Raw genomic sequence first — 17463 nt, 5'->3', positions numbered from 1 at the left:
TCTCCTTAGGCCAGCGACCAGGTGGGGCCGTCGGCAGTGTCAGTGATGGTGATGCCAGCTGCGGCGAGGCGGTCGCGGACGGCGTCCGCAGTGGCCCAGTCCTTCTCCGCGCGGGCTTGGGTGCGGCGCTCCAGTTCTGCTTGGACGAGTGCGTCCAGCGCTGTATCCGCAGTGCTTGTCGACGCCCCATCTTTCCACTGTTCAGCCAAAGGATCAAAGCCCAGCACTGCGGCCATGGCGCGGACCGATTCGGCGATTTGCCGTGCCTGAGCTTCATCGCCAGCGCCCAGGGCCTTGTTGCCTGCGCGCACGTTGGTGTGAATCTCGGCCAGAGCGCGCGGAACGGCGATGTCATCGTTCATGGCGTCCTCGAAGGCCGAGGTCCACTCGCCCAGCGCTAGATCGTCGAACTTGTTCACGAAGTCCTCGATACGGCGGTAGCCGGCAGCGGCCTCGGTGAGGGCCGCCTCAGAGTATTCCAGCACGGAGCGGTAGTGCGCGGAGCCCAGATAGTAGCGCAGCTCAACCGGGCGGACAAGCTCCAGCATGTTGGGAACCGACAAGACGTTGCCCAAGGACTTGGACATCTTCTCGCCGGACATGGTCACCCAGTGGTTATGCATCCAGTAATTGGCAAACTTATCGCCGGCGGCATGGGACTGCGCGACCTCGTTCTCGTGGTGCGGGAACTGCAGGTCGAGGCCACCGCAGTGAATGTCGAATTCGCCGCCCAAGTAGTAGGTGGACATAGCCGAGCACTCCAAATGCCAGCCGGGGCGTCCACGGCCCCACGGGGTAGGCCAAGAAGGCTCGCCGGGTTTGGCGGCCTTCCACAGCGCGAAGTCCTGCGGCCCGCGCTTTCCACGCTTGAGAGCCTCTGGGTCTTCGCCCTGCTCCATCTCCTCGACGCGGTTGCCGGACAGGGAGCCGTAATCAGAATTTTCGGCCGCGACCCAGGCTTGGACGTCGAAGTAGACGGAACCGGCTCCGTCTGCCCCCGCGGTATCGTCAGATACCGCGTAGGCAAAGCCGGCGTCGATAAGCCGCTGCATGTAGTCCACCATTTGGGTAACGAATCCCGTGGCGCGCGGCTCTACCGATGGCGGCAGGACGCCCAGGGTGTTGTAGGCCTTGGTGAACTCGCGCTCGTAGGTGGAAACCCACTCCCACCAGGGGCGGCCATTATCAGCGGCCTTAGTGAGAATCTTGTCATCGATGTCGGTGACGTTGCGCACGAAGGCGACGTCCAGGCCCTGCGCCATGAGCCAGCGGCGCAGAATGTCAAAGGCTACGCCGGAGCGCAGGTGGCCGATGTGCGGCTGTGCCTGCGGGGTGGCACCACACAAGTAAATCGAGGCGTGGCCCTCTTTAACGGGCACGAAATCGCGTTGGCTACGGGTGGCGGTGTCATAAATGCGTAGGTTACTCACCCTGACCATTCTAGGCTATGGGCTCTTGGCTGTTTGCAGTTGCTTTAAGACACAGCGATACGCCTTCCGCGCGCGCCTTTCCCGGGAATTACTGCTTCCAGACCACCGCCGTCGCCACCGCGGCGCGGCCTTCGGAGCGGCCGGTGAAGCCCAGGTGGTCGGTGGTGGTAGCGGAGACGGAAACGGGAGCGCCTAAAATCTCACTGAGCACGTGCTCGGCCTCTTCGCGGCGCGGGCCCATCTTCGGGGTTTGTCCCACCAGCTGAGCTGCGGCGTTACCAATCACGAAGCCATTTTCTTCAAGCAGTTCACGGCACTCGCGCAGCAGGCGCTCGCCCGAAACGTTGTCGTATTCTTTGCGCCCCACACCCACGAACGAGCCCAAGTCACCGAGGTTGGCGGCGGACAAGAGGGCGTCGACAAGCGCGTGGCTGACCACGTCGCCGTCGGAGTGGCCCTCGCAGCCATCGGCGTCGTCGAAAAGCAGCCCAGCAATCCAGCAGGGCTTGCCTTCCTCAATCTGGTGGGCGTCGGTGGCAATGCCTACGCGCGGGATGATGGGCTGGGTCATGAGAGCTCCTTGTTTAAAATCGCCGTGGCCAGCGTGAGATCGATGGGCGTGGTGATTTTGAAAGCTAGTGGGTCGCCCTCGACGGTCGTGACGGGGACGCCAAACCATTCCATCAAGCTGGCATCGTCAGTGGCCACGAAATCTTGCTGGCCTGAGAAATAGGCTTCGTTCGCTTCGCGCAGCTTAGCCACGCGGAAGCCCTGCGGGGTTTGGACCGCGCGCAGCTTTGAACGGTCCGGGGTGGATACGACGCGGTGCTCGTCGACGACCTTGATGGTGTCCGCGACCGGCACCACCGGGACGACCGCGGGGACGCTGCGCACGGCCTCGGCAACGCGCGCGATCATCTCGGGCGGGGTTAGCGCGCGGGCGGCGTCGTGAATGAGGACGATGGCATCGTCGGGGATGTGTTGGAGGCCAGCCCATACGGAGTCAGCGCGCTCGCCGCCGCCGTGGACCAAGTGAGCGCTGGGCAGCAGGGCGCGTGCGTGCTCTTCCATCTCGGGGCTGACGGTGACGATCAGCTCGTCACAGACCTCCCCCATGGCCGCCGCAGAACGCTCCAGCAAAGTGCGGCCTTCCAGCTCAACATAAGCCTTCGGCAATTCGGCGCCCAAGCGGGTGCCCATGCCTGCGGCCGCGATGAGGCCGTAGACCTTAGTCTTCGTCGTCGAAGGAGAGGTCATCGAGATCGATGTCGTTGTCGATATCGGTGGTGATGGACTTATCCTCCACGATGCCGGCAGCGCGGTGACGCTCGATGGTGGCATCGATTTCTTCCATCATGGTGTCGGCCTTCTTTTCATCGACCGGGGAAGCCAGCGCGAGCTCGCCCACGAGAATCTGGCGAGCCTTGGTAAGCATGCGCTTCTCACCAGCAGACAGGCCGCGATCCTGGTCACGGCGCCACAGGTCACGAACCACTTCCGCGACCTTGTTGATGTCACCAGAGGCTAGGCGCTCCTGGTTTGCCTTGTAACGGCGGGACCAGTTGCCGGCCTCTTCCACGTCGAGCTCACGCAAAACGGAGAAGACGCGCTCGAGGCCTTCCTTGCCCACGACGTCACGCACACCGACGGTCTCGGCGTTCTTCGAAGGCACTCGAACCACAAGGTCAGACTGGTTGATCTGGAGGACGAGGAACTCCAGGGTCTCGCCGCCCATCTCACGCTGCTCAATGTCAGTAATCCTGGCAGCACCGTGGTGCGGGTAGACGACGACCTCTCCGACCTTAAATTCCATTCCCACTCCTTGTTTAATGTTCGTGCCTCGCGCGGCACGCATACAGGGCAACTAGTTTAGCACGTAGAGCTTTTGCGCTTGTCGACGCCCATGGTCTACCCCCGTATTACCCCGCCACCTACCCAACGGGTTTAGAGGAAACTGTGTACTTGGGGCGGAAAGGTACTAGGCTAAAGCGTTGATAAGCTTTGTGATCGCAATCTATGGAGGACCCTCAAAGTGCAGCCCTTGAAGACCGCCGCTCGTCGCGGTGCCATCATTTCCGTAACCGCCCTGTCTGCGCTGGCTCTGGCTTCCTGCTCGGCAGGCCACATCACTCAAACTTCCCAGAAGGTTGCGGCTGTCGATGGTTCCTCCGCTGCTACCGAGGACGGCGCTGTCGCAGTCCGCGACGTCACTATCCAGGTTGAGCCGGATTCCGGTGAGACTTCCCTGAAGTTCGTTGCCGTCAACCAGGGCTACGACGTTTCTGACGTCACCCTGGAGTCCGTTTCCGTCGATGGCCAGGACGTAGAGTTGGGCTCCACGAAGCCGATGGCCCGTGACCAGTCCATCATCGCTGATTCCGCCAAGAACCTGGAAGAGCTGAAGAAGGACAAGAAGAACAAGAACGTTCAGTACGTCGAGACCTCCCTCGAGAATGAGGACTTTGGCTACGCCGGCTCCCGCCCGGTTACCTTCACCTTCAACAACGGCACCATCGAGGTGGACGCAGCTGTTGCCGCTTCCCCGCTGAAGTCCGGTGAGTACAACCGCGACGTTGAGTCCACCGAGGGCTTTACCACCGAATCCCCTGAGGCATCTCACCACTAAGCCTCCGGGTGAAATAAGCCCTTAAATTAGCCCTTCGACCCCGCACTTTTAAGTGCGGGGTTTCTCGTTGGCGCTCGTGTCCGGTGGGTGTTTTAGAGTTACTGGCATGGCTAAGAAATCTCGTCCAATCCACACCTGTTCCGAGTGTGGCTACGTCTCTCCGAAGTGGCTAGGCCGCTGCCCAGATTGCGGCTCGTGGGGAACGCTGCAGGAATCCGCCCCGGCTGCTTCTGAGGGCACGGCTGCCTCGGCTGCGGTGACCGGGCAGATGGTCAAGGGTCTAACGCCTTCCAGCCCGGCGCAACCCATCACCAAGATTGGGGCGAGTGCTACTAAGACCATCAACACGGGTATCGGCGAGTTAGACCGTGTTTTGGGCAAAGGCATCGTTCCAGGCTCGGTTGTACTCATGGCCGGCGAGCCCGGCGTTGGTAAGTCCACGTTGCTACTGGAGGTGGCTTCAAGGTGGGCGCAGCTCGAACGCACGGCGCTATATGTCACCGCAGAGGAGTCAGCGGGCCAAGTAAGGGCGCGTGCCGAGCGCACTGACGCGCTCCACGAGACCCTCTACCTAGCCGCCGAGTCTAACTTGGACGTAGTCTTCGGCCACGTTGAACAACTCAAGCCCAGCCTTATCATCGTGGACTCTGTACAGACCATGCATGCGGCAGGCGTCGAGGGCGTAGCGGGCGGCGTGGCCCAGTCACGCGCGGTCACTGCGGCGCTAACCACCCTGGCAAAGTCCACCGGCATTCCGGTGCTGCTTGTGGGCCACGTAACCAAGGACGGCAACGTTGCAGGTCCCCGCGTACTCGAGCACTTGGTTGACGTGGTGTTGAACTTCGAGGGTGACAGGCAGTCCAGCCTACGCATGCTGCGCGGCATCAAGAACCGCTTCGGCGCCACCGATGAAGTGGGATGTTTCGAGCAGACTTCCGGCGGCATTCGCGAGGTAGCAGATCCTTCTGGGCTCTTCCTCTCCCACCGCGGGAGCACGCCGGATGGCTCCGCGGTCACCGTTGCCATGGACGGTGTACGCCCCATGCTCGCGGAGGTTCAGGCGCTCACCGTGGATCCAGTGGCAAAGAACCCGCGCCGCGTGGTCACGGGATTGGACTCCAACCGCGTGCCCATGGTGCTGGCGGTTCTGCAGGCACGCGCAGGAGAGCGCACTAATGACAAAGACGCCTACGTCGCCACCGTGGGCGGCGTGCGCATCCAGGAGACCGCCACGGATCTTGCCGTAGCGCTTGCCACCTGGTCCTCTTTGCATGAAAAGCCGCTACCGCCCAAGACGGTGGTCATCGGTGAGGTGGGCCTGGCTGGCGAGCTGCGCCGCGTGCCCAACCTGGATCGCCGCTTAAGCGAGGCCGCGCGCCTGGGCTATGAAAACGCAATCGTCCCGGCGGGCAAGGTGGATGCTGCCGGGATACGGGTGCTGCAAGCTGGAACTTTGGGCGAGGCCATCGCCCTTTTGCGCTAGCTATCGAGGTTGAAGGTTTCTGCCTTCGAGGCGTGGTTACCAATAACTGCGTGCATGAAGTAGCCACCCACCGGGGCCGGTGCACGGTCATTGCACTGGTTTGGCTGGGACATCTTACGGGACCAATCAGCCTGGAAGGTGCGCTGCTTTCCTGGCTCGAAGGTGACCTCACCAGTATCCACCGGCGGGAAGCAGTCAGTATCAGCCCACTTCTTCTCATTGGTGGAAAGGTCATAGACCTCAAAGCGCAGGATGTCCTTATCCAGGTCAATCACGCAATCAGCGGCGGTAGGGTTCTTGACCTCCATGAAGAAGGTTGGGTACTCGCCCTCACTGTAGCTAGGTTGGCTGACAGTACCTACGATCTCCAAGTCCTCCAAGGCGCAGGTATTCTTAGCCGGCTCCGCGCCCGCGCTAGGCGCCGGATAAGGCGAGGACTCGCTTGGGTTTGCAGCGCTGCTGTCGGCGCTGCTTTCCGCACTGCTCGGCGCGGCGCTTACGCTGCTCGATGCCGCGTCACTAGTTGGGGCAGCGCTCGTCTTGCTGGTCTCCGGCGCAGCCTCCGAGCCGCGGGCGCTGGTAGCAGCGGTAGGCACCGACTCATCGGAACCGCCGAACATGCTGGTCGCTGCCCAGATGAGCAGCCCGACGAGCACCAAAAGTCCAATCAGCGCAGCAACGCGGCGGCGCATGTAGATCTCTTGGGGCAGGGGTTTGCGTCGGTTATCAGTCACGCTTCCGATTTTAAGGGGTGACACAGACAAACTTGCACCAGCCCTCGCCGCGTGTCTAGGCCTAAATGGCCCTAGTCCACGCCGTGGCGCACCACCGTTTCCACGCTAGAATCTTCCAGTAGGTAGCGCAGGCCGACAACGCCGAGCGTGCCGGCGTCGAGAAGCCGCCGCGCCGCCGGCACATCAGCGATGATCTGAGAGACCGTTTGGGCCGTGTTCTCGCGCTCGAAATCGGGCCGAGTCTCACGGCCCTGTCGCTTGGCCTGCAGCGCCGAAGCCGCGACTTTCTCAATGATGGGTCGCTGCAGCCCGGTCGGCAGGTTGATCTCTCCGTTCAGGAACGCCGAGGCCGCGCCCACCGCACCGCAGGACTGGTGGCCCATCACCACGAGAAGGTTGGCGTTTAGATTCTCCAAGGCATAGTCCAGCGAGGCAAGCACCGCGTTGTCCAGGATATGCCCGGCGGTACGAATGACGAAGGCATCGCCGAAACCGATGTTAAATACGTGCTCAATCGGGGCGCGCGAATCGGAGCATGCCAGCACGATGACGCGCGGGTCCTGACCCCGGGTTAACCGGGCGCGGAGGCGCGACTCAGTGTTGACGGAGATAGCGTTTCCACTGACCAGGCGCTCGTTTCCAGCTTGTAGGGCTTCCCAAACCTTTTGGGGATCTTTCGGGACTTTTGAAAGTGGCATGGATTCAACTGTAGTCCTGAACGCAGGCTGGCTTACACTGTTTCCCGATGATTAACACCGCTGCTCTTTTGGACTGGTTTGATTCAGCCGAGCGTCCCCTCCCCTGGCGCCGCCCCGGCACCTCCGCGTGGGGCGTCCTGCTCAGTGAGGTCATGAGCCAACAGACTCCAGTCGCACGTGTGGCTCCGGTGTGGGAGGAATGGATGCAGCGGTGGCCTACCCCGGCCGACTTCGCGGCGGCCTCCCGCGCGGAGGTGCTGCGCGCGTGGGGCAAGCTGGGTTATCCCCGGCGCGCGTTGCGCTTGTGGGAGTGTGCGCAGGCCATAGGTGAAAAGCCGGTGCCAAGCGACGTCGAGAAGCTGCTGAAGCTGCCCGGCATCGGCGATTACACGGCGCGGGCGGTGGCTTGTTTCCACTACAAGCGCAACGTGCCGGTGGTTGATACCAATGTGCGCCGAGTTTACGCGCGCGCCGTGGACGGCCGCTTCCTGCAGCCGCAGCCTTCGAAGAAGGAACTTTCCGCCGTGGAAAAGCTCCTCCCGCCAGAAAATGGTCCACGCTTTTCAGCCGCGCTCATGGAACTCGGTGCTTTGGTCTGCACGGCAAAGGCCCCCAGTTGTGAAGGGTGCCCGCTACGCGAAGGTTGTGCCTGGCAGCTAGCGGGCTGCCCGGAGCCTAGTGAGGCCGAGCTTTCTAGGGCCAAAAAACGCGTGCAGAAGTTCCAAGGCACCGACCGCCAGGTGCGTGGGCTGATTCTGGATGTCCTGCGCGGCGCCGATGCCCCAGTGCCGAAGAGCAAAATCGATGTGGTGTGGCCCGATGCGGCGCAACGCTCGCGGGCGTTGGCTTCGCTGCTTGACGACGGCCTCGCGGAGCAAGATTCCCAGGGCCTTTTCCACCTGCCCCATTAATGCGGCGTTTTAGTAGCGCGAATCGTGTGGTTGGCGCGAGAAATCGATAAGCCGGCCCAGCGACCAGTCTTTATCAGTAAGCAGGCGCGCGAAGATGAGGCCGCAGCCGATGGAGAGCACAACCATCGAGGCTGTGGCGAGATTGGACAACGCTTGATCCATGTTGCCGGCATTCAAGTGATAGACAGAACGGAACATCGCTGCGCCGGGAATCATGATGACTGCGGCGGGAACCGTGGTGGTGATACGTGGCAGGTGCATGGTGCGCGCCACGCGCCCGCCCAGCAGACCGATGATCGTGCCGCCCACGAAAGCTGCGAAGTAGCTGGTCACTCCCAGCTCTAGGATGCCCAAGCGCACCATGTTGGCTACGGTGCCGACTATTGCGGCGGCAATCACCATGCGCCGCGAGGAATTAAACAGGAAGGCAAAGCCGGCGATGCCTAAGAAGCTAGCTAGGATGGCGGCTGCATACCAGCTGGCATCGGGCACAGGTGGCGGCGCAATTGGGGTAAGTTCCGTGAACCAGCTGACCATGGCCACCGTGAAGGTAGCCGCGATGATGACGGTCAGTGCGTAGCTAAGCCGCGCCATGCCGGCGTCAAAGTCGAAGCGCGCCAAATCAATCAGCGCGGAAAACAGCGGGAAGCCGGGAATAAGGAAAAGTACTGCGGCGACATAGCCCGAGGAGAAGTCTGTGGGATTGGCTAAGCCAGCAATAGACAAAAGCTCGGTGCTCAGGAAGTAGACCAAGCTCGCCGTGGCGCCACCTGCCACAATGCAGCCGATCTGGTGCACGTGCTTATGATGCAGCGCCCACCTGACAAACTGCCCGCAAAAGGCAGCGAGCGCGACCAAGAAGACAACATAGGACTGGAAATAGTTAAGCACTGAGAAGGAAGCGCAGGCCACGCCCGCGGCAGTGGCCAAGGTAAAACCATTCCAGCGCTTGCGCACGTGAGACTCGATGTCATCGAGGAAAGCATCGAGTTCTTCCGCAGTAATGCCGGCGTAGAGGCGATTATGGGTGAGATCCTCAAGGGCTTCGATACGAGATGCGTCGACAGCTGGCGAATGCTGCTGCGCCACCACCGTGCGAAAAGCTCGCCCCTTATGGAAGGTGCACGTAATTTGGGTAACGCCTACGTTGGCGTCCAACCGGGAAAAACCTAGAGCGCGGGCCGCGCGCTTCATTCCGCGCAGCGCACGATAGCCCGACGTGCCGGCGCCCATAAGCAGCATGCCAAGGCGCAGCACGACGTCGGCTTCAATGCCCATGCGGACATAGTCACTCGTAGGTTCTTCCATGGTTGCGGCCTTGTAATTTAGCGCCAGCGTCCCCGGAAGTTCAGCCCGCCAGGCAGATTGATCCACATGCCGCCGCGGGAGTTGAAGGTCACCGGCCCAACCTTGGTGGACATGGATGCCCCAGAGCCGGAGATGTTGATCCAGCTATTCTTGCCGGTTTTCTTACGAGATCGGTATTGAATGCCCATGGCTATACAGTTTAGCGCGGTGGTCTCAGCGCGCTATCGCATTGCGGCGCCTTAGCGCCCTACTCAATGTGCCTACATGCCAAATCGACGGGACAACGCCCGCAGATTCGGTCACGATTTGGCATCTAGGGCGGCAAAGCCGCAATCGCACGCCTCAGCCCGGAGAAAATCCCCCATGCCAGTAGACTGGAATCCGTGAATTTCCTGCGCCTTCTTACCCCTACTGTCACCAGCTTGCTCCTCTTTGCACCGAGCATGCCGGCTCAGGCTGCGCTGAGTTCTGGCTCCTCTATGGCGGGTTCCTCGCTCAGCAGCGCCCTCGTGGCGGATTTCTACGAAGATGAGCCCGAGGGCGTCGCCAATGCTGAGCCCGGCACCGTGCTGCGCCGCGAGAACATAGCGCCCGGGGTCGAACGCATTCTTTATTCCTCCCGGCTTGAAGATGGCACTCCCACTTATGTTTCGGGCACCGTCATGGAGCCGACTGAGCAGTGGGAAGGCCCGGGTGAGGCTCCCACGGTGGTGATGGCTCCGGGCACCCGGGGAATGGCGGATAGTTGTGCGCCTTCGCGAAGCAAGGGCTTTTTAGGCCCGGTCTCGTTGTTGGGGTCTTCCATCAATGTCAACTATGAATCCCCGTTGTATTCCAAGTTCCTGGACCGCGGAATGCGCCTGGTCATCACGGATTACATTGGTTTGGGTACCCCGGGTGTGCACACCTATGCCAACCGGCTTGAGCAAGGGCACGCGCTTATCGACGCCGCACGGGCCGCCGCATCTGGGCCCGTCGCATTCTTTGGCTATTCCCAGGGTGGCGGTGCTGCAGCCGCTGCGGCTGAGCTCGTTCCGGAATATGCGCCGGAGCTAGACCTGCGTGCGACTTTTGCGGGCGCTCCTCCGGCAGACCTAGTGAAGGTGCTCGCCGGTTCCCCACGGCTTGGGCCGAACTTGGCCTATGCCATTGAAGGATTTAGCGCCCGTTCGCAGGATTTTTCCGCCGCGGTCGATGAGTACTTCAATGCCAAGGGCAAGCACTGGTTGGAAGAAAACTCCCGCTCCTGCATCGTGGATTCCTCGATGCGCTGGTCCATGACGGATCTGTACGAGCTCACCGACACTGGAATTTCGATGAGCGAGTTCATCACCTCGGATGAGCGGGTGCGCTCCGTGCTGGAAGCACAACGCATCGGCAACCTGCGCCCGGCCGGCAAGGTTTTGGTGGGCAGCGCACCCAACGACGACATCGTGGACCACGCCCAAGCAATGCAGCTAGCCACCGACTGGCAAGAGCTCGGCGGTGAAGTAGAAACCCTCGAAGACCGCGGCGGTGCACTCTCCTCCCGCGTTGCCGGCGGCCACATCGCAGGTCTTATCGGACAATATGAACCAGCAATCGATTGGCTCGAAGAGACCCTAAGCACCGAAACAGAATCTGCAGAGTAGCGCAGAGAGCAGAAACTAAGCGAATCTAGAAGAAGGCAAACGAAAGGAGCGCCTGCGTACTCATGTTGTACGCAGGCGCCCCTTTGCTTTTCAGTTAGCGGCGAGCCTTAGAGCGGCTGGCCAGCACCAGCTGCTGGTGGGTTGCCCTCGCCGTCGTCATCATTGGACTCTGGCAAGACGTCGCTGGAGAGGATATCCGGGGCTTCGGTGGAATCTACAGCGGTAGTCTCTTCCTCGTTCTCGCGCACCTCAGTGTCAGCGAGGTCATCCTCAAAGGTGCCCTCCGGCAGTGGGCGCGGACGCGGCGTGAAGGTGAAGGTGGCCTTGGAGTTGTCCTTGGACTCACCATCCCAGTTCTCCACGTCAACGGTGATGATTTCACCGGCGCCGATTTCGCCGAAGAGAATCTTCTCAGAGAGCTGATCCTCAATCTCGCGCTGGATGGTGCGACGCAGCGGGCGCGCACCGAGGACTGGGTCAAAGCCGCGCTTTGCCAGCAAGTCCTTTGCCTTCTGAGTCAGCTCGATGCCCATGTCGCGCTCAGCCAGCTGCTTCTCCACGCGGCCGATGAGAAGCTCAACCATCTCGACGATCTGCTCCTGAGTGAGCTGGTGGAAGACCACGATCTCGTCGATGCGGTTCAGGAACTCTGGGCGGAAGTGCTTCTTCAGCTCATCGTTGACCTTGTTCTTCATGCGCTCGTACTGCGCATCAGAGTCGTTCTCAGAGGAGCCGGTGAAGCCCAAGCCCACGGCCTTGGAAATGTCCTGGGTGCCCAGGTTCGAGGTGAAGATCAGAACGGTGTTCTTGAAGTCCACGATGCGACCCTGACCGTCGGTCAGGCGGCCATCCTCGAGGACCTGCAGCAAGGTGTTGTAAATCTCCTTGTGGGCCTTCTCGATCTCGTCGAAGAGAACCACGGAGAATGGCTTGCGGCGAACCTTCTCGGTGAGCTGGCCACCCTCTTCGTAGCCGACGTATCCCGGAGGAGCACCGAAGAGGCGGGACGCGGTGAAACGGTCATGGAACTCACCCATGTCGATCTGGATGAGGTCATCATCAGAGCCGAACAGGAAGTTAGCCAGGGACTTGGAAAGTTCCGTCTTACCAACGCCGGACGGGCCGGCGAAAATGAAGGAGCCGGAAGGACGGCGTGGGTCCTTGAGGCCTGCACGGGTACGGCGGATAGCACGGGAGACGGCCTTGACGGCATCGTCCTGGCCAATAATGCGCTTGTGCAGCTCCTCTTCCATGTGCAGCAGACGGGAGGATTCCTTCTCCGTCAGCTTGAGCACAGGGATGCCGGTCCAGTGCGCCAGAACCTCTGCGATTTGGTCCTCGCCTACCTCGGCGATCTCCTCGAGGTCGCCAGAGCGCCACTGCTTTTCCTTCTCCGCGCGCTCTTCACCGAGCTTGCGCTCCTGGTCACGCAGGCCAGCTGCCTTCTCGAAGTCTTGAGCATCGATGGCGGTTTCCTTTTCCTTGCGCACCTGGGCGATGCGCTCATCGACCTCACGCAGGCCTTCCGGCGCGGTCATGCGCTTGATGCGCATGCGGGCGCCGGCCTCGTCGAGGAGGTCAACTGCCTTGTCCGGCAGGAAGCGGTCATTAATGTAGCGGTCAGACAACGATGCCGCAGCCTTCAGTGCTTCATCGGTGTAGGAGACGCGGTGGTGTGCCTCGTACTTATCGCGCAGGCCCTTGAGAATCAGGATGGTGTCATCCAAGGATGGCTCGTCCACCTTGACCGGCTGGAAGCGACGCTCCAGTGCGGCATCCTTCTCGATGTGTTTGCGGTACTCATCGAGCGTGGTTGCACCAATGGTCTGCAGCTCGCCACGGGCTAGCTTTGGCTTCAGCAGCGAAGCAGCATCGATAGCACCCTCTGCGGCACCTGCACCAACGAGGGTGTGGATCTCATCGATGAACAGGATGATGTCACCGCGCTGGTTAATCTCCTTCAGGACCTTCTTCAGGCGTTCCTCAAAGTCACCGCGGTAACGGGAACCTGCAACGAGGGAACCCAAGTCCAGCGAGTAAAGCTGCTTATCCTTCAGGGTCTCTGGGACCTTGCCGTTGACGATGTCGAGAGCCAGGCCCTCAACGACGGCGGTCTTACCAACGCCCGGCTCACCGATGAGGACCGGGTTGTTCTTGGTACGGCGGGAAAGCACCTGCATGATGCGCTCAACCTCGGACTCGCGGCCGACAACTGGGTCAAGCTTGCCGTCCTTGGCTGCCTGGGTGAGGTTACGGCCGAACTGGTCCAGCACCAGGGAGTTGGAACGCTCACCGGAACCCGACGGCGCGGTGCGGCCGCCAGAACCAACGCCGGCGCCAGCGCCGACGGGACCGCCCTGGGACTGGCCGTCATTTTCACCATTGCCACCCTCGTAACCAGAAAGCAGCTGGATAACCTGCTGACGCACGCGTGGCAGGTCAGCACCGAGCTTGATCAGCACCTGCGCAGCAACGCCTTCACCCTCACGGATGAGGCCGAGCAGGAGGAACTCGGTGCCGATGTACTTGTGGCCCATCTGCAGGCCCTCGCGCAGGGAAAGCTCCAAGACCTTCTTAGCGCGTGGGGTAAACGGAATGTGGCCGGTGTGCGGCTGGGAGCCGTGGCCAATGATTTCCTCAACCTCGCGGCGCACGTCCTCGAGCGAGATGCCCATGGACTCGAGGGCCTTTGCGGCAACGCCTTCACCCTCATGGATGAGGCCGAGCAGGATGTGCTCGGTGCCGATGTAGTTGTGGTTGAGCATGCGTGCTTCCTCCTGCGCCAAAACGATGACGCGGCGAGCACGGTCAGTAAACCTCTCGAACATTGCCTTATACCTCTATGCTTTCGCTAATAATGTGTCATCCACTCTAACGCGCTGACTGGACATGCAATTCGCCGTTTTTAAAACCCACCCATCTATATACCCATTTCCCCAGCTCACACCACTGTACGCCGGTAGCGAACAGGAAGTTTATGCCACTTGTATGCCCCTTTTCGCTTAGCGATGTCCGTTTGGCCGTTACTCTTAATTAAGAAACGCACCCTATACCGCTTGCCTTTAAAGGATGAATCCCTGTGAAAAAGCTCCCTGAGTTCTTCTCTACTCAGCATCAACTTCGTCAGCTTTCCGTAATGGACGAATCCCCGGTCTCCACGCTTTTCGGTGTCGTGGACTCCTCTAATAAGCCAATGACGGTCGAGCTTTTTGAGCCCAACCACCGCGGTGCGGTTAAGCAAGCCTCCGCGCTTTCCGACGTCCACCATCGCTCCATCGCCCCGCTCGTCGGCACCGGAACCACAGAAAAGGGCCAGGACTTTCTGGTGCGCGCCGCACTTTCCGGAGAGGCGCTTTCTGCCTTCACCGGCTCTGGCCTAGGCGCGCAGCATCTCACCAAGACCGAGGCGCTTTCAGTTTTTACTCCTTTGGCCGAGGCAATGGATTACCTGTTGCAGAACAACCAGGCGGGCTTTGCCATGCATGCGCTGCATCCGCGCCGCATCATGGTTACGGGTTCGCGCAGCAATGCGGTGCTGTGTGCGGTAGGCCCGGGCGTGGGCAACGTCACCGCTGAGCAGGTCACGCAGCGCTTTGCGGAGCTCATTAAGTCTGCGCATCCGGAGTTCAAGCCAGATTCCCAGTTCAACTCGGCTGGCTCGGTTATCGACGCCCTGCGTCACGCCTCTACTTCCACGGGTACCGCTGCAGCGGGCGTCGCTGCAGCGGGAGCAGCTGATGCCGCAGGTACAGGTTTTGCTTCCCAGTTCGCCAGCCCGCAAGCTGCGGCAACCCGCGAGCAAACCCACCCGCAGACGCAGCCTCAGCCAGCGCAGCAGGCCCCGCAGCAGCAGATGCCACCGCAGTACATGCCGCAACAGCAGCCGATGATGCAGCAAGGCCAGTACCAGCAGGGGTTCCAGCAAGGCTACCCACAAGGCCAGCCGCAGGGGCAGATGCAGGGCCAACCACACGGCGCGGAATTTGCTACACCGGTTGCAGAAAAGAAGTCCGGCTCTGGCAAGAAGACCGGCCTCATCGCGCTGTGCGCCGCACTGGCAGTGGTCGTTCTCGCCGCCGCCGGCATCTTCTTCTTCAAGCAGTACCCGGGCTGGAACGATGATGAAAGCAACCTCGCAGAGGCCTACCCTGGCCTGCTGGGCTCGCGCAGCGGCACCTCCGGCTATGGCGATACCAAGTGCCACCACCGCGAGCCGGAGGAAGGCCAGCTGGCGAAGATCACCTGTGAGGGCGAGGACCTAAGCTATTCTGTCGCCTCCTACGAATCCGTGGAAGCCCGCGACGCCATCCTGCCTTCTGATCCCACCGAGCTTTCCAATGGCCAGTGCACCGTCCAGAGCTTCGAAGCCCCGAACGCCGAGGAGCCGACCTATTACATGGCAGTTCCTGGCACCCAGTCCGCCTTCATTATCTGGGGTGCAGATGCGGAGAACGCGCGCCTAAAGATGCAATTGTGCGCCTAAAGGAGCAGCGACCATGGATAATTCGCAGGAAAACAAGACCATCTACATCGCGATTGCCGTCGCAGTCCTAGCACTTATTGCACTGGTAGGCGGCAGTGTCCTGGCCATGCGAATGCTGGGCGGTGCCAAAGAAAATGCGCAGTCCCAGCTAGCCCCATTTGCCGAAGCCCCTGCCACTGAGAGCACCGCGCAAGAAAGCGCTGAGCCGGAAAGCAGCGACAACAGCAAGAGCAAAGTAACAGAAGCTGCAACCATGACCAAGACCGTGGAGCAGACGGTCACGCAGGAATACACGGCGCCTGCAACTAAAGATCCCAGCTCGGACTTGCCCGCTGGATTTAATCCCGCCACCGTGGCTTGCGACGGCCACGGCGTGCTCATCGTCGATTCCGTCGTGGCCGGCAGCCCGGAAGAGGCCCTTCCACAGCTTGAGCGCTCAGTCGCTGCCTACCCCGGCGCGGAATACTACAACCCAGGTATCTGCCCATCTGTGCGCGGCGAGGTAGCAGAGGGCAAGGTCTACCCGGTGGCCATCGATTATGGCTTCGATACCGATGCTCTGTGTTCCGCAGCTTCCCGCCTGGGCGGCAACCCGCGTATCCTCTCCAACCGTGCGGAGTTCCTCTCCCCCTGCTAGCTAGAGGCTAATCCTGCGGAACCGGACGCAGCATCGGCGCGAGCACGAGTGCCACAAGCGATGCGACGGCCGCGAACAAGAATGCCCAGTGCGTGCCTTGTGCGGTGGCGGCGGCTTCGTCCATGCCCGCCTCCATGCCAGCAACAGTGCCGCGGGTCAAGAAGACCACTAGGAAGGCCGTGCCCATCGCACCGGCGAGCTGCTGCAGAGTGTTCATGATTGCCGAGCCATGCGAGTAGAGCTCATTCGGCAGCGAGGACAAAGCCGTAGTCATAAGCGGAGTCATCATAAGGCCAATACCCACCGCAAAGGTCACGTGCATGACCACCACAAACCACACCGGAGAGCCCTCCCCCAGCGTTGCCATCGCGCCAAGCCCCAACACCAGCAGGATGGCGCCAGGAATCATCAACGGGCGCGGGCCATGAGAGTCATAGATGCGCCCCACCAACGGCGAGACAAGGCCCTGCAGCAGGCCGCCCGGCATCACCACCAGGCCAGTAACCAAGGCGGAAACGCCCAGGGAGGTTTGCAGGTAAATCGGCAAAACCGTCACCGAGCCCAGCATCAGTCCAAAGGAAACCAGCATGATGACCACGGCAATCGTGTAATTGCGCACGCGGAAGGGGCGCAAGTCCATCAGCGCGCGGTTTTCCTTGCCCAACGCTAGCTGTCGCTTAGCAAAGACAACCAAAGCCACCGCGCCCACCACGGTGGCGATAATTTCCACCAGGCCGTCGCCTTCCAGCATCTTCTCGATGGAAGAAAGCCCGTAGACCAGCCCGCCGAAGGCGAATACCGAAAGCACCACCGACAATGGGTCCAGCGGGGTATCGCGGCTTTCCCCGACGTCGACAAGCTTGGCCATGCCCGCTACCACCAGCAACGCCATCAGCGGAGCCATCGCCCAGAAGATGAAGTGCCAGCTCAAAGCATTAACAATCGCGCCGCCCACCATGGGGCCCAGGGCGGGAGCCACCGAAATGACAATCGAGATGATGCCCATCACCGATCCACGGCGCTGCGGCGGGACCAAGGTCATCGCCACCGTCATCAGAGTCGGAATCATTAGCGCCGTGCCCGCCGCCTGCACCACGCGTCCAGCAAGCAAGAGCAAGAAGGCTGGCGCCAGCGCCGCAATCACGGTGCCGGCGAGGAAGAGTCCGGTCGAAGCAAAGAAGATCTGCCGGGTGCTAAAGCGCTCCAGCAGATACCCCGTGGTGGGAATGACCACACCCTTGGTCAGCATGAAACCCGTGGTCAGCCACTGCGCCGCCGTAGCCGGGATGGAAAAGTCTGCCATGACGGCAGGCAATGCCACCGACAACGAGGTCTCGTTCAAGATCATGATCATGGCGCCCAAGACCAGAATCGTGAGGTTAATAACTACGTCGCGGGACAGGGAATCGGGAGCAGAAGAATTTTGGGACACGAAGACAGAGATTAGGGCAGTCCCGCGCGCATCTTGTAGCAAGACCAGGCGTTTGTTGCTGAGAGCGGCTTGTTGGTAGGGGTGTTGCGG

The 17463-nt window shown here is 61.1% G+C and carries 16 protein-coding genes; 6 read left to right on the top strand and 10 right to left on the bottom strand.

Going from position 1 to position 17463, the window contains the following annotated elements:
- Positions 1–5: 5 nt before the first annotated feature.
- The 4 genes from cysS to HMPREF3158_RS08960 all read right to left on the bottom strand — a co-directional run bounded on the left by cysS (position 6) and on the right by HMPREF3158_RS08960 (position 3243).
- The gene (gene cysS / locus HMPREF3158_RS08975; RefSeq protein ID WP_062037184.1) at positions 6–1439 is read right to left on the bottom strand and encodes a cysteine--tRNA ligase; all 1434 of its coding nucleotides are present in this window, start codon (positions 1437–1439) and stop codon (positions 6–8) included.
- A 79-nt stretch (positions 1440–1518) separates the two neighbouring features.
- The gene (ispF, locus tag HMPREF3158_RS08970; RefSeq protein WP_062037182.1) at positions 1519–2001 is read right to left on the bottom strand and encodes a 2-C-methyl-D-erythritol 2,4-cyclodiphosphate synthase; all 483 of its coding nucleotides are present in this window, start codon (positions 1999–2001) and stop codon (positions 1519–1521) included.
- Positions 1998–2687 carry a 2-C-methyl-D-erythritol 4-phosphate cytidylyltransferase gene (ispD, locus tag HMPREF3158_RS08965; RefSeq protein ID WP_062037179.1) on the bottom strand — a complete coding sequence of 230 codons (690 nt, stop codon included), beginning with the start codon at positions 2685–2687 and terminating at the stop codon, positions 1998–2000. The genes ispF and ispD overlap by 4 nt, the downstream gene beginning before the upstream one ends.
- Complete coding sequence (locus HMPREF3158_RS08960) at positions 2659–3243, bottom strand: CarD family transcriptional regulator (protein ID WP_061924655.1); 585 nt, start codon at positions 3241–3243, stop codon at positions 2659–2661. The genes ispD and HMPREF3158_RS08960 overlap by 29 nt, the downstream gene beginning before the upstream one ends.
- Before the next feature lie 219 nt (positions 3244–3462).
- Here HMPREF3158_RS08960 and HMPREF3158_RS08955 point away from each other — a divergent pair, with 219 nt between their 5' ends.
- Positions 3463–4056 (top strand): hypothetical protein, encoded by a 594-nt coding sequence (locus HMPREF3158_RS08955; RefSeq protein WP_061924658.1) that lies wholly within the window; start codon positions 3463–3465, stop codon positions 4054–4056.
- 106 nt (positions 4057–4162) lie between these two features.
- The gene (gene radA, locus HMPREF3158_RS08950; protein WP_062043300.1) at positions 4163–5539 is read left to right on the top strand and encodes a DNA repair protein RadA; all 1377 of its coding nucleotides are present in this window, start codon (positions 4163–4165) and stop codon (positions 5537–5539) included.
- Here radA and HMPREF3158_RS08945 read toward each other — a convergent pair.
- Both HMPREF3158_RS08945 and HMPREF3158_RS08940 read right to left on the bottom strand, forming a co-directional pair.
- Positions 5536–6273 carry a hypothetical protein gene (locus tag HMPREF3158_RS08945; RefSeq protein ID WP_082787662.1) on the bottom strand — a complete coding sequence of 246 codons (738 nt, stop codon included), beginning with the start codon at positions 6271–6273 and terminating at the stop codon, positions 5536–5538. The two genes, radA and HMPREF3158_RS08945, sit on opposite strands and share 4 nt — an antisense overlap.
- A gap of 71 nt (positions 6274–6344) precedes the next feature.
- Complete coding sequence (locus HMPREF3158_RS08940; protein WP_070498216.1) at positions 6345–6971, bottom strand: carbonic anhydrase; 627 nt, start codon at positions 6969–6971, stop codon at positions 6345–6347.
- A 47-nt stretch (positions 6972–7018) separates the two neighbouring features.
- Between HMPREF3158_RS08940 and HMPREF3158_RS08935 the strand changes: the two genes are divergently transcribed.
- Positions 7019–7882 carry an HhH-GPD family protein gene (locus HMPREF3158_RS08935; RefSeq protein ID WP_210386641.1) on the top strand — a complete coding sequence of 288 codons (864 nt, stop codon included), beginning with the start codon at positions 7019–7021 and terminating at the stop codon, positions 7880–7882.
- A gap of 9 nt (positions 7883–7891) precedes the next feature.
- Here the strand turns inward: HMPREF3158_RS08935 and HMPREF3158_RS08930 are convergent, their stop codons facing one another.
- Both HMPREF3158_RS08930 and HMPREF3158_RS12590 read right to left on the bottom strand, forming a co-directional pair.
- Positions 7892–9160 (bottom strand): threonine/serine exporter family protein, encoded by a 1269-nt coding sequence (locus tag HMPREF3158_RS08930; protein WP_061924672.1) that lies wholly within the window; start codon positions 9158–9160, stop codon positions 7892–7894.
- 47 nt (positions 9161–9207) lie between these two features.
- The gene (locus tag HMPREF3158_RS12590) at positions 9208–9378 is read right to left on the bottom strand and encodes a DUF4236 domain-containing protein (protein WP_005529875.1); all 171 of its coding nucleotides are present in this window, start codon (positions 9376–9378) and stop codon (positions 9208–9210) included.
- Between the two features lie 195 nt (positions 9379–9573).
- Here HMPREF3158_RS12590 and HMPREF3158_RS08925 point away from each other — a divergent pair, with 195 nt between their 5' ends.
- Positions 9574–10821 (top strand): lipase family protein, encoded by a 1248-nt coding sequence (locus HMPREF3158_RS08925; RefSeq protein ID WP_070498213.1) that lies wholly within the window; start codon positions 9574–9576, stop codon positions 10819–10821.
- A 107-nt stretch (positions 10822–10928) separates the two neighbouring features.
- Here HMPREF3158_RS08925 and HMPREF3158_RS08920 read toward each other — a convergent pair whose 3' ends face one another.
- The gene (locus HMPREF3158_RS08920) at positions 10929–13649 is read right to left on the bottom strand and encodes an ATP-dependent Clp protease ATP-binding subunit (RefSeq protein ID WP_070498210.1); all 2721 of its coding nucleotides are present in this window, start codon (positions 13647–13649) and stop codon (positions 10929–10931) included.
- 251 nt (positions 13650–13900) lie between these two features.
- Between HMPREF3158_RS08920 and HMPREF3158_RS08915 the strand changes: the two genes are divergently transcribed.
- Both HMPREF3158_RS08915 and HMPREF3158_RS08910 read left to right on the top strand, forming a co-directional pair.
- Positions 13901–15304 carry a hypothetical protein gene (locus HMPREF3158_RS08915; RefSeq protein ID WP_062037159.1) on the top strand — a complete coding sequence of 468 codons (1404 nt, stop codon included), beginning with the start codon at positions 13901–13903 and terminating at the stop codon, positions 15302–15304.
- Positions 15305–15317: 13 nt separating this feature from the next.
- Positions 15318–15941, top strand: coding sequence for a flagellar basal body-associated FliL family protein (locus HMPREF3158_RS08910; protein ID WP_070498207.1), 624 nt, complete (start codon positions 15318–15320; stop codon positions 15939–15941).
- Positions 15942–15948: 7 nt separating this feature from the next.
- On the opposite strand, the gene HMPREF3158_RS08905 is transcribed toward HMPREF3158_RS08910, so the two are convergent.
- Entirely contained in the window at positions 15949–17373 is a 1425-nt protein-coding gene (locus HMPREF3158_RS08905) for an MDR family MFS transporter (RefSeq protein ID WP_256374591.1), read from the bottom strand.
- Positions 17374–17463: the final 90 nt, after the last annotated feature.

This window comes from Corynebacterium sp. HMSC06G04 (assembly GCF_001807365.1).
Classification (GTDB): domain Bacteria; phylum Actinomycetota; class Actinomycetes; order Mycobacteriales; family Mycobacteriaceae; genus Corynebacterium; species Corynebacterium simulans.
The sequence above is the reverse complement of the archived record's forward strand: the minus strand, read 5'-3'. Positions and strand labels throughout refer to the sequence as shown.

What these genes read in the sequence shown, in the direction of transcription:
- ispD (WP_062037179.1), bottom strand. Translation starts at nt 2,687, where the DNA reads ATGACCTCTCCTTCGACGACGAAGACTAAGGTCTACGGCCTCATCGCG.
- HMPREF3158_RS08930 (WP_061924672.1), bottom strand. Translation starts at nt 9,160, where the DNA reads ATGGGCATTGAAGCCGACGTCGTGCTGCGCCTTGGCATGCTGCTTATG.
- HMPREF3158_RS12590 (WP_005529875.1), bottom strand. Translation starts at nt 9,378, where the DNA reads ATGGGCATTCAATACCGATCTCGTAAGAAAACCGGCAAGAATAGCTGG.
- cysS (WP_062037184.1), bottom strand. Translation starts at nt 1,439, where the DNA reads ATGGTCAGGGTGAGTAACCTACGCATTTATGACACCGCCACCCGTAGC.
- HMPREF3158_RS08920 (WP_070498210.1), bottom strand. Translation starts at nt 13,649, where the DNA reads ATGTTCGAGAGGTTTACTGACCGTGCTCGCCGCGTCATCGTTTTGGCG.
- radA (WP_062043300.1), top strand. Translation starts at nt 4,163, where the DNA reads ATGGCTAAGAAATCTCGTCCAATCCACACCTGTTCCGAGTGTGGCTAC.
- HMPREF3158_RS08960 (WP_061924655.1), bottom strand. Translation starts at nt 3,243, where the DNA reads ATGGAATTTAAGGTCGGAGAGGTCGTCGTCTACCCGCACCACGGTGCT.
- ispF (WP_062037182.1), bottom strand. Translation starts at nt 2,001, where the DNA reads ATGACCCAGCCCATCATCCCGCGCGTAGGCATTGCCACCGACGCCCAC.
- HMPREF3158_RS08910 (WP_070498207.1), top strand. Translation starts at nt 15,318, where the DNA reads ATGGATAATTCGCAGGAAAACAAGACCATCTACATCGCGATTGCCGTC.
- HMPREF3158_RS08935 (WP_210386641.1), top strand. Translation starts at nt 7,019, where the DNA reads ATGATTAACACCGCTGCTCTTTTGGACTGGTTTGATTCAGCCGAGCGT.
- HMPREF3158_RS08940 (WP_070498216.1), bottom strand. Translation starts at nt 6,971, where the DNA reads ATGCCACTTTCAAAAGTCCCGAAAGATCCCCAAAAGGTTTGGGAAGCC.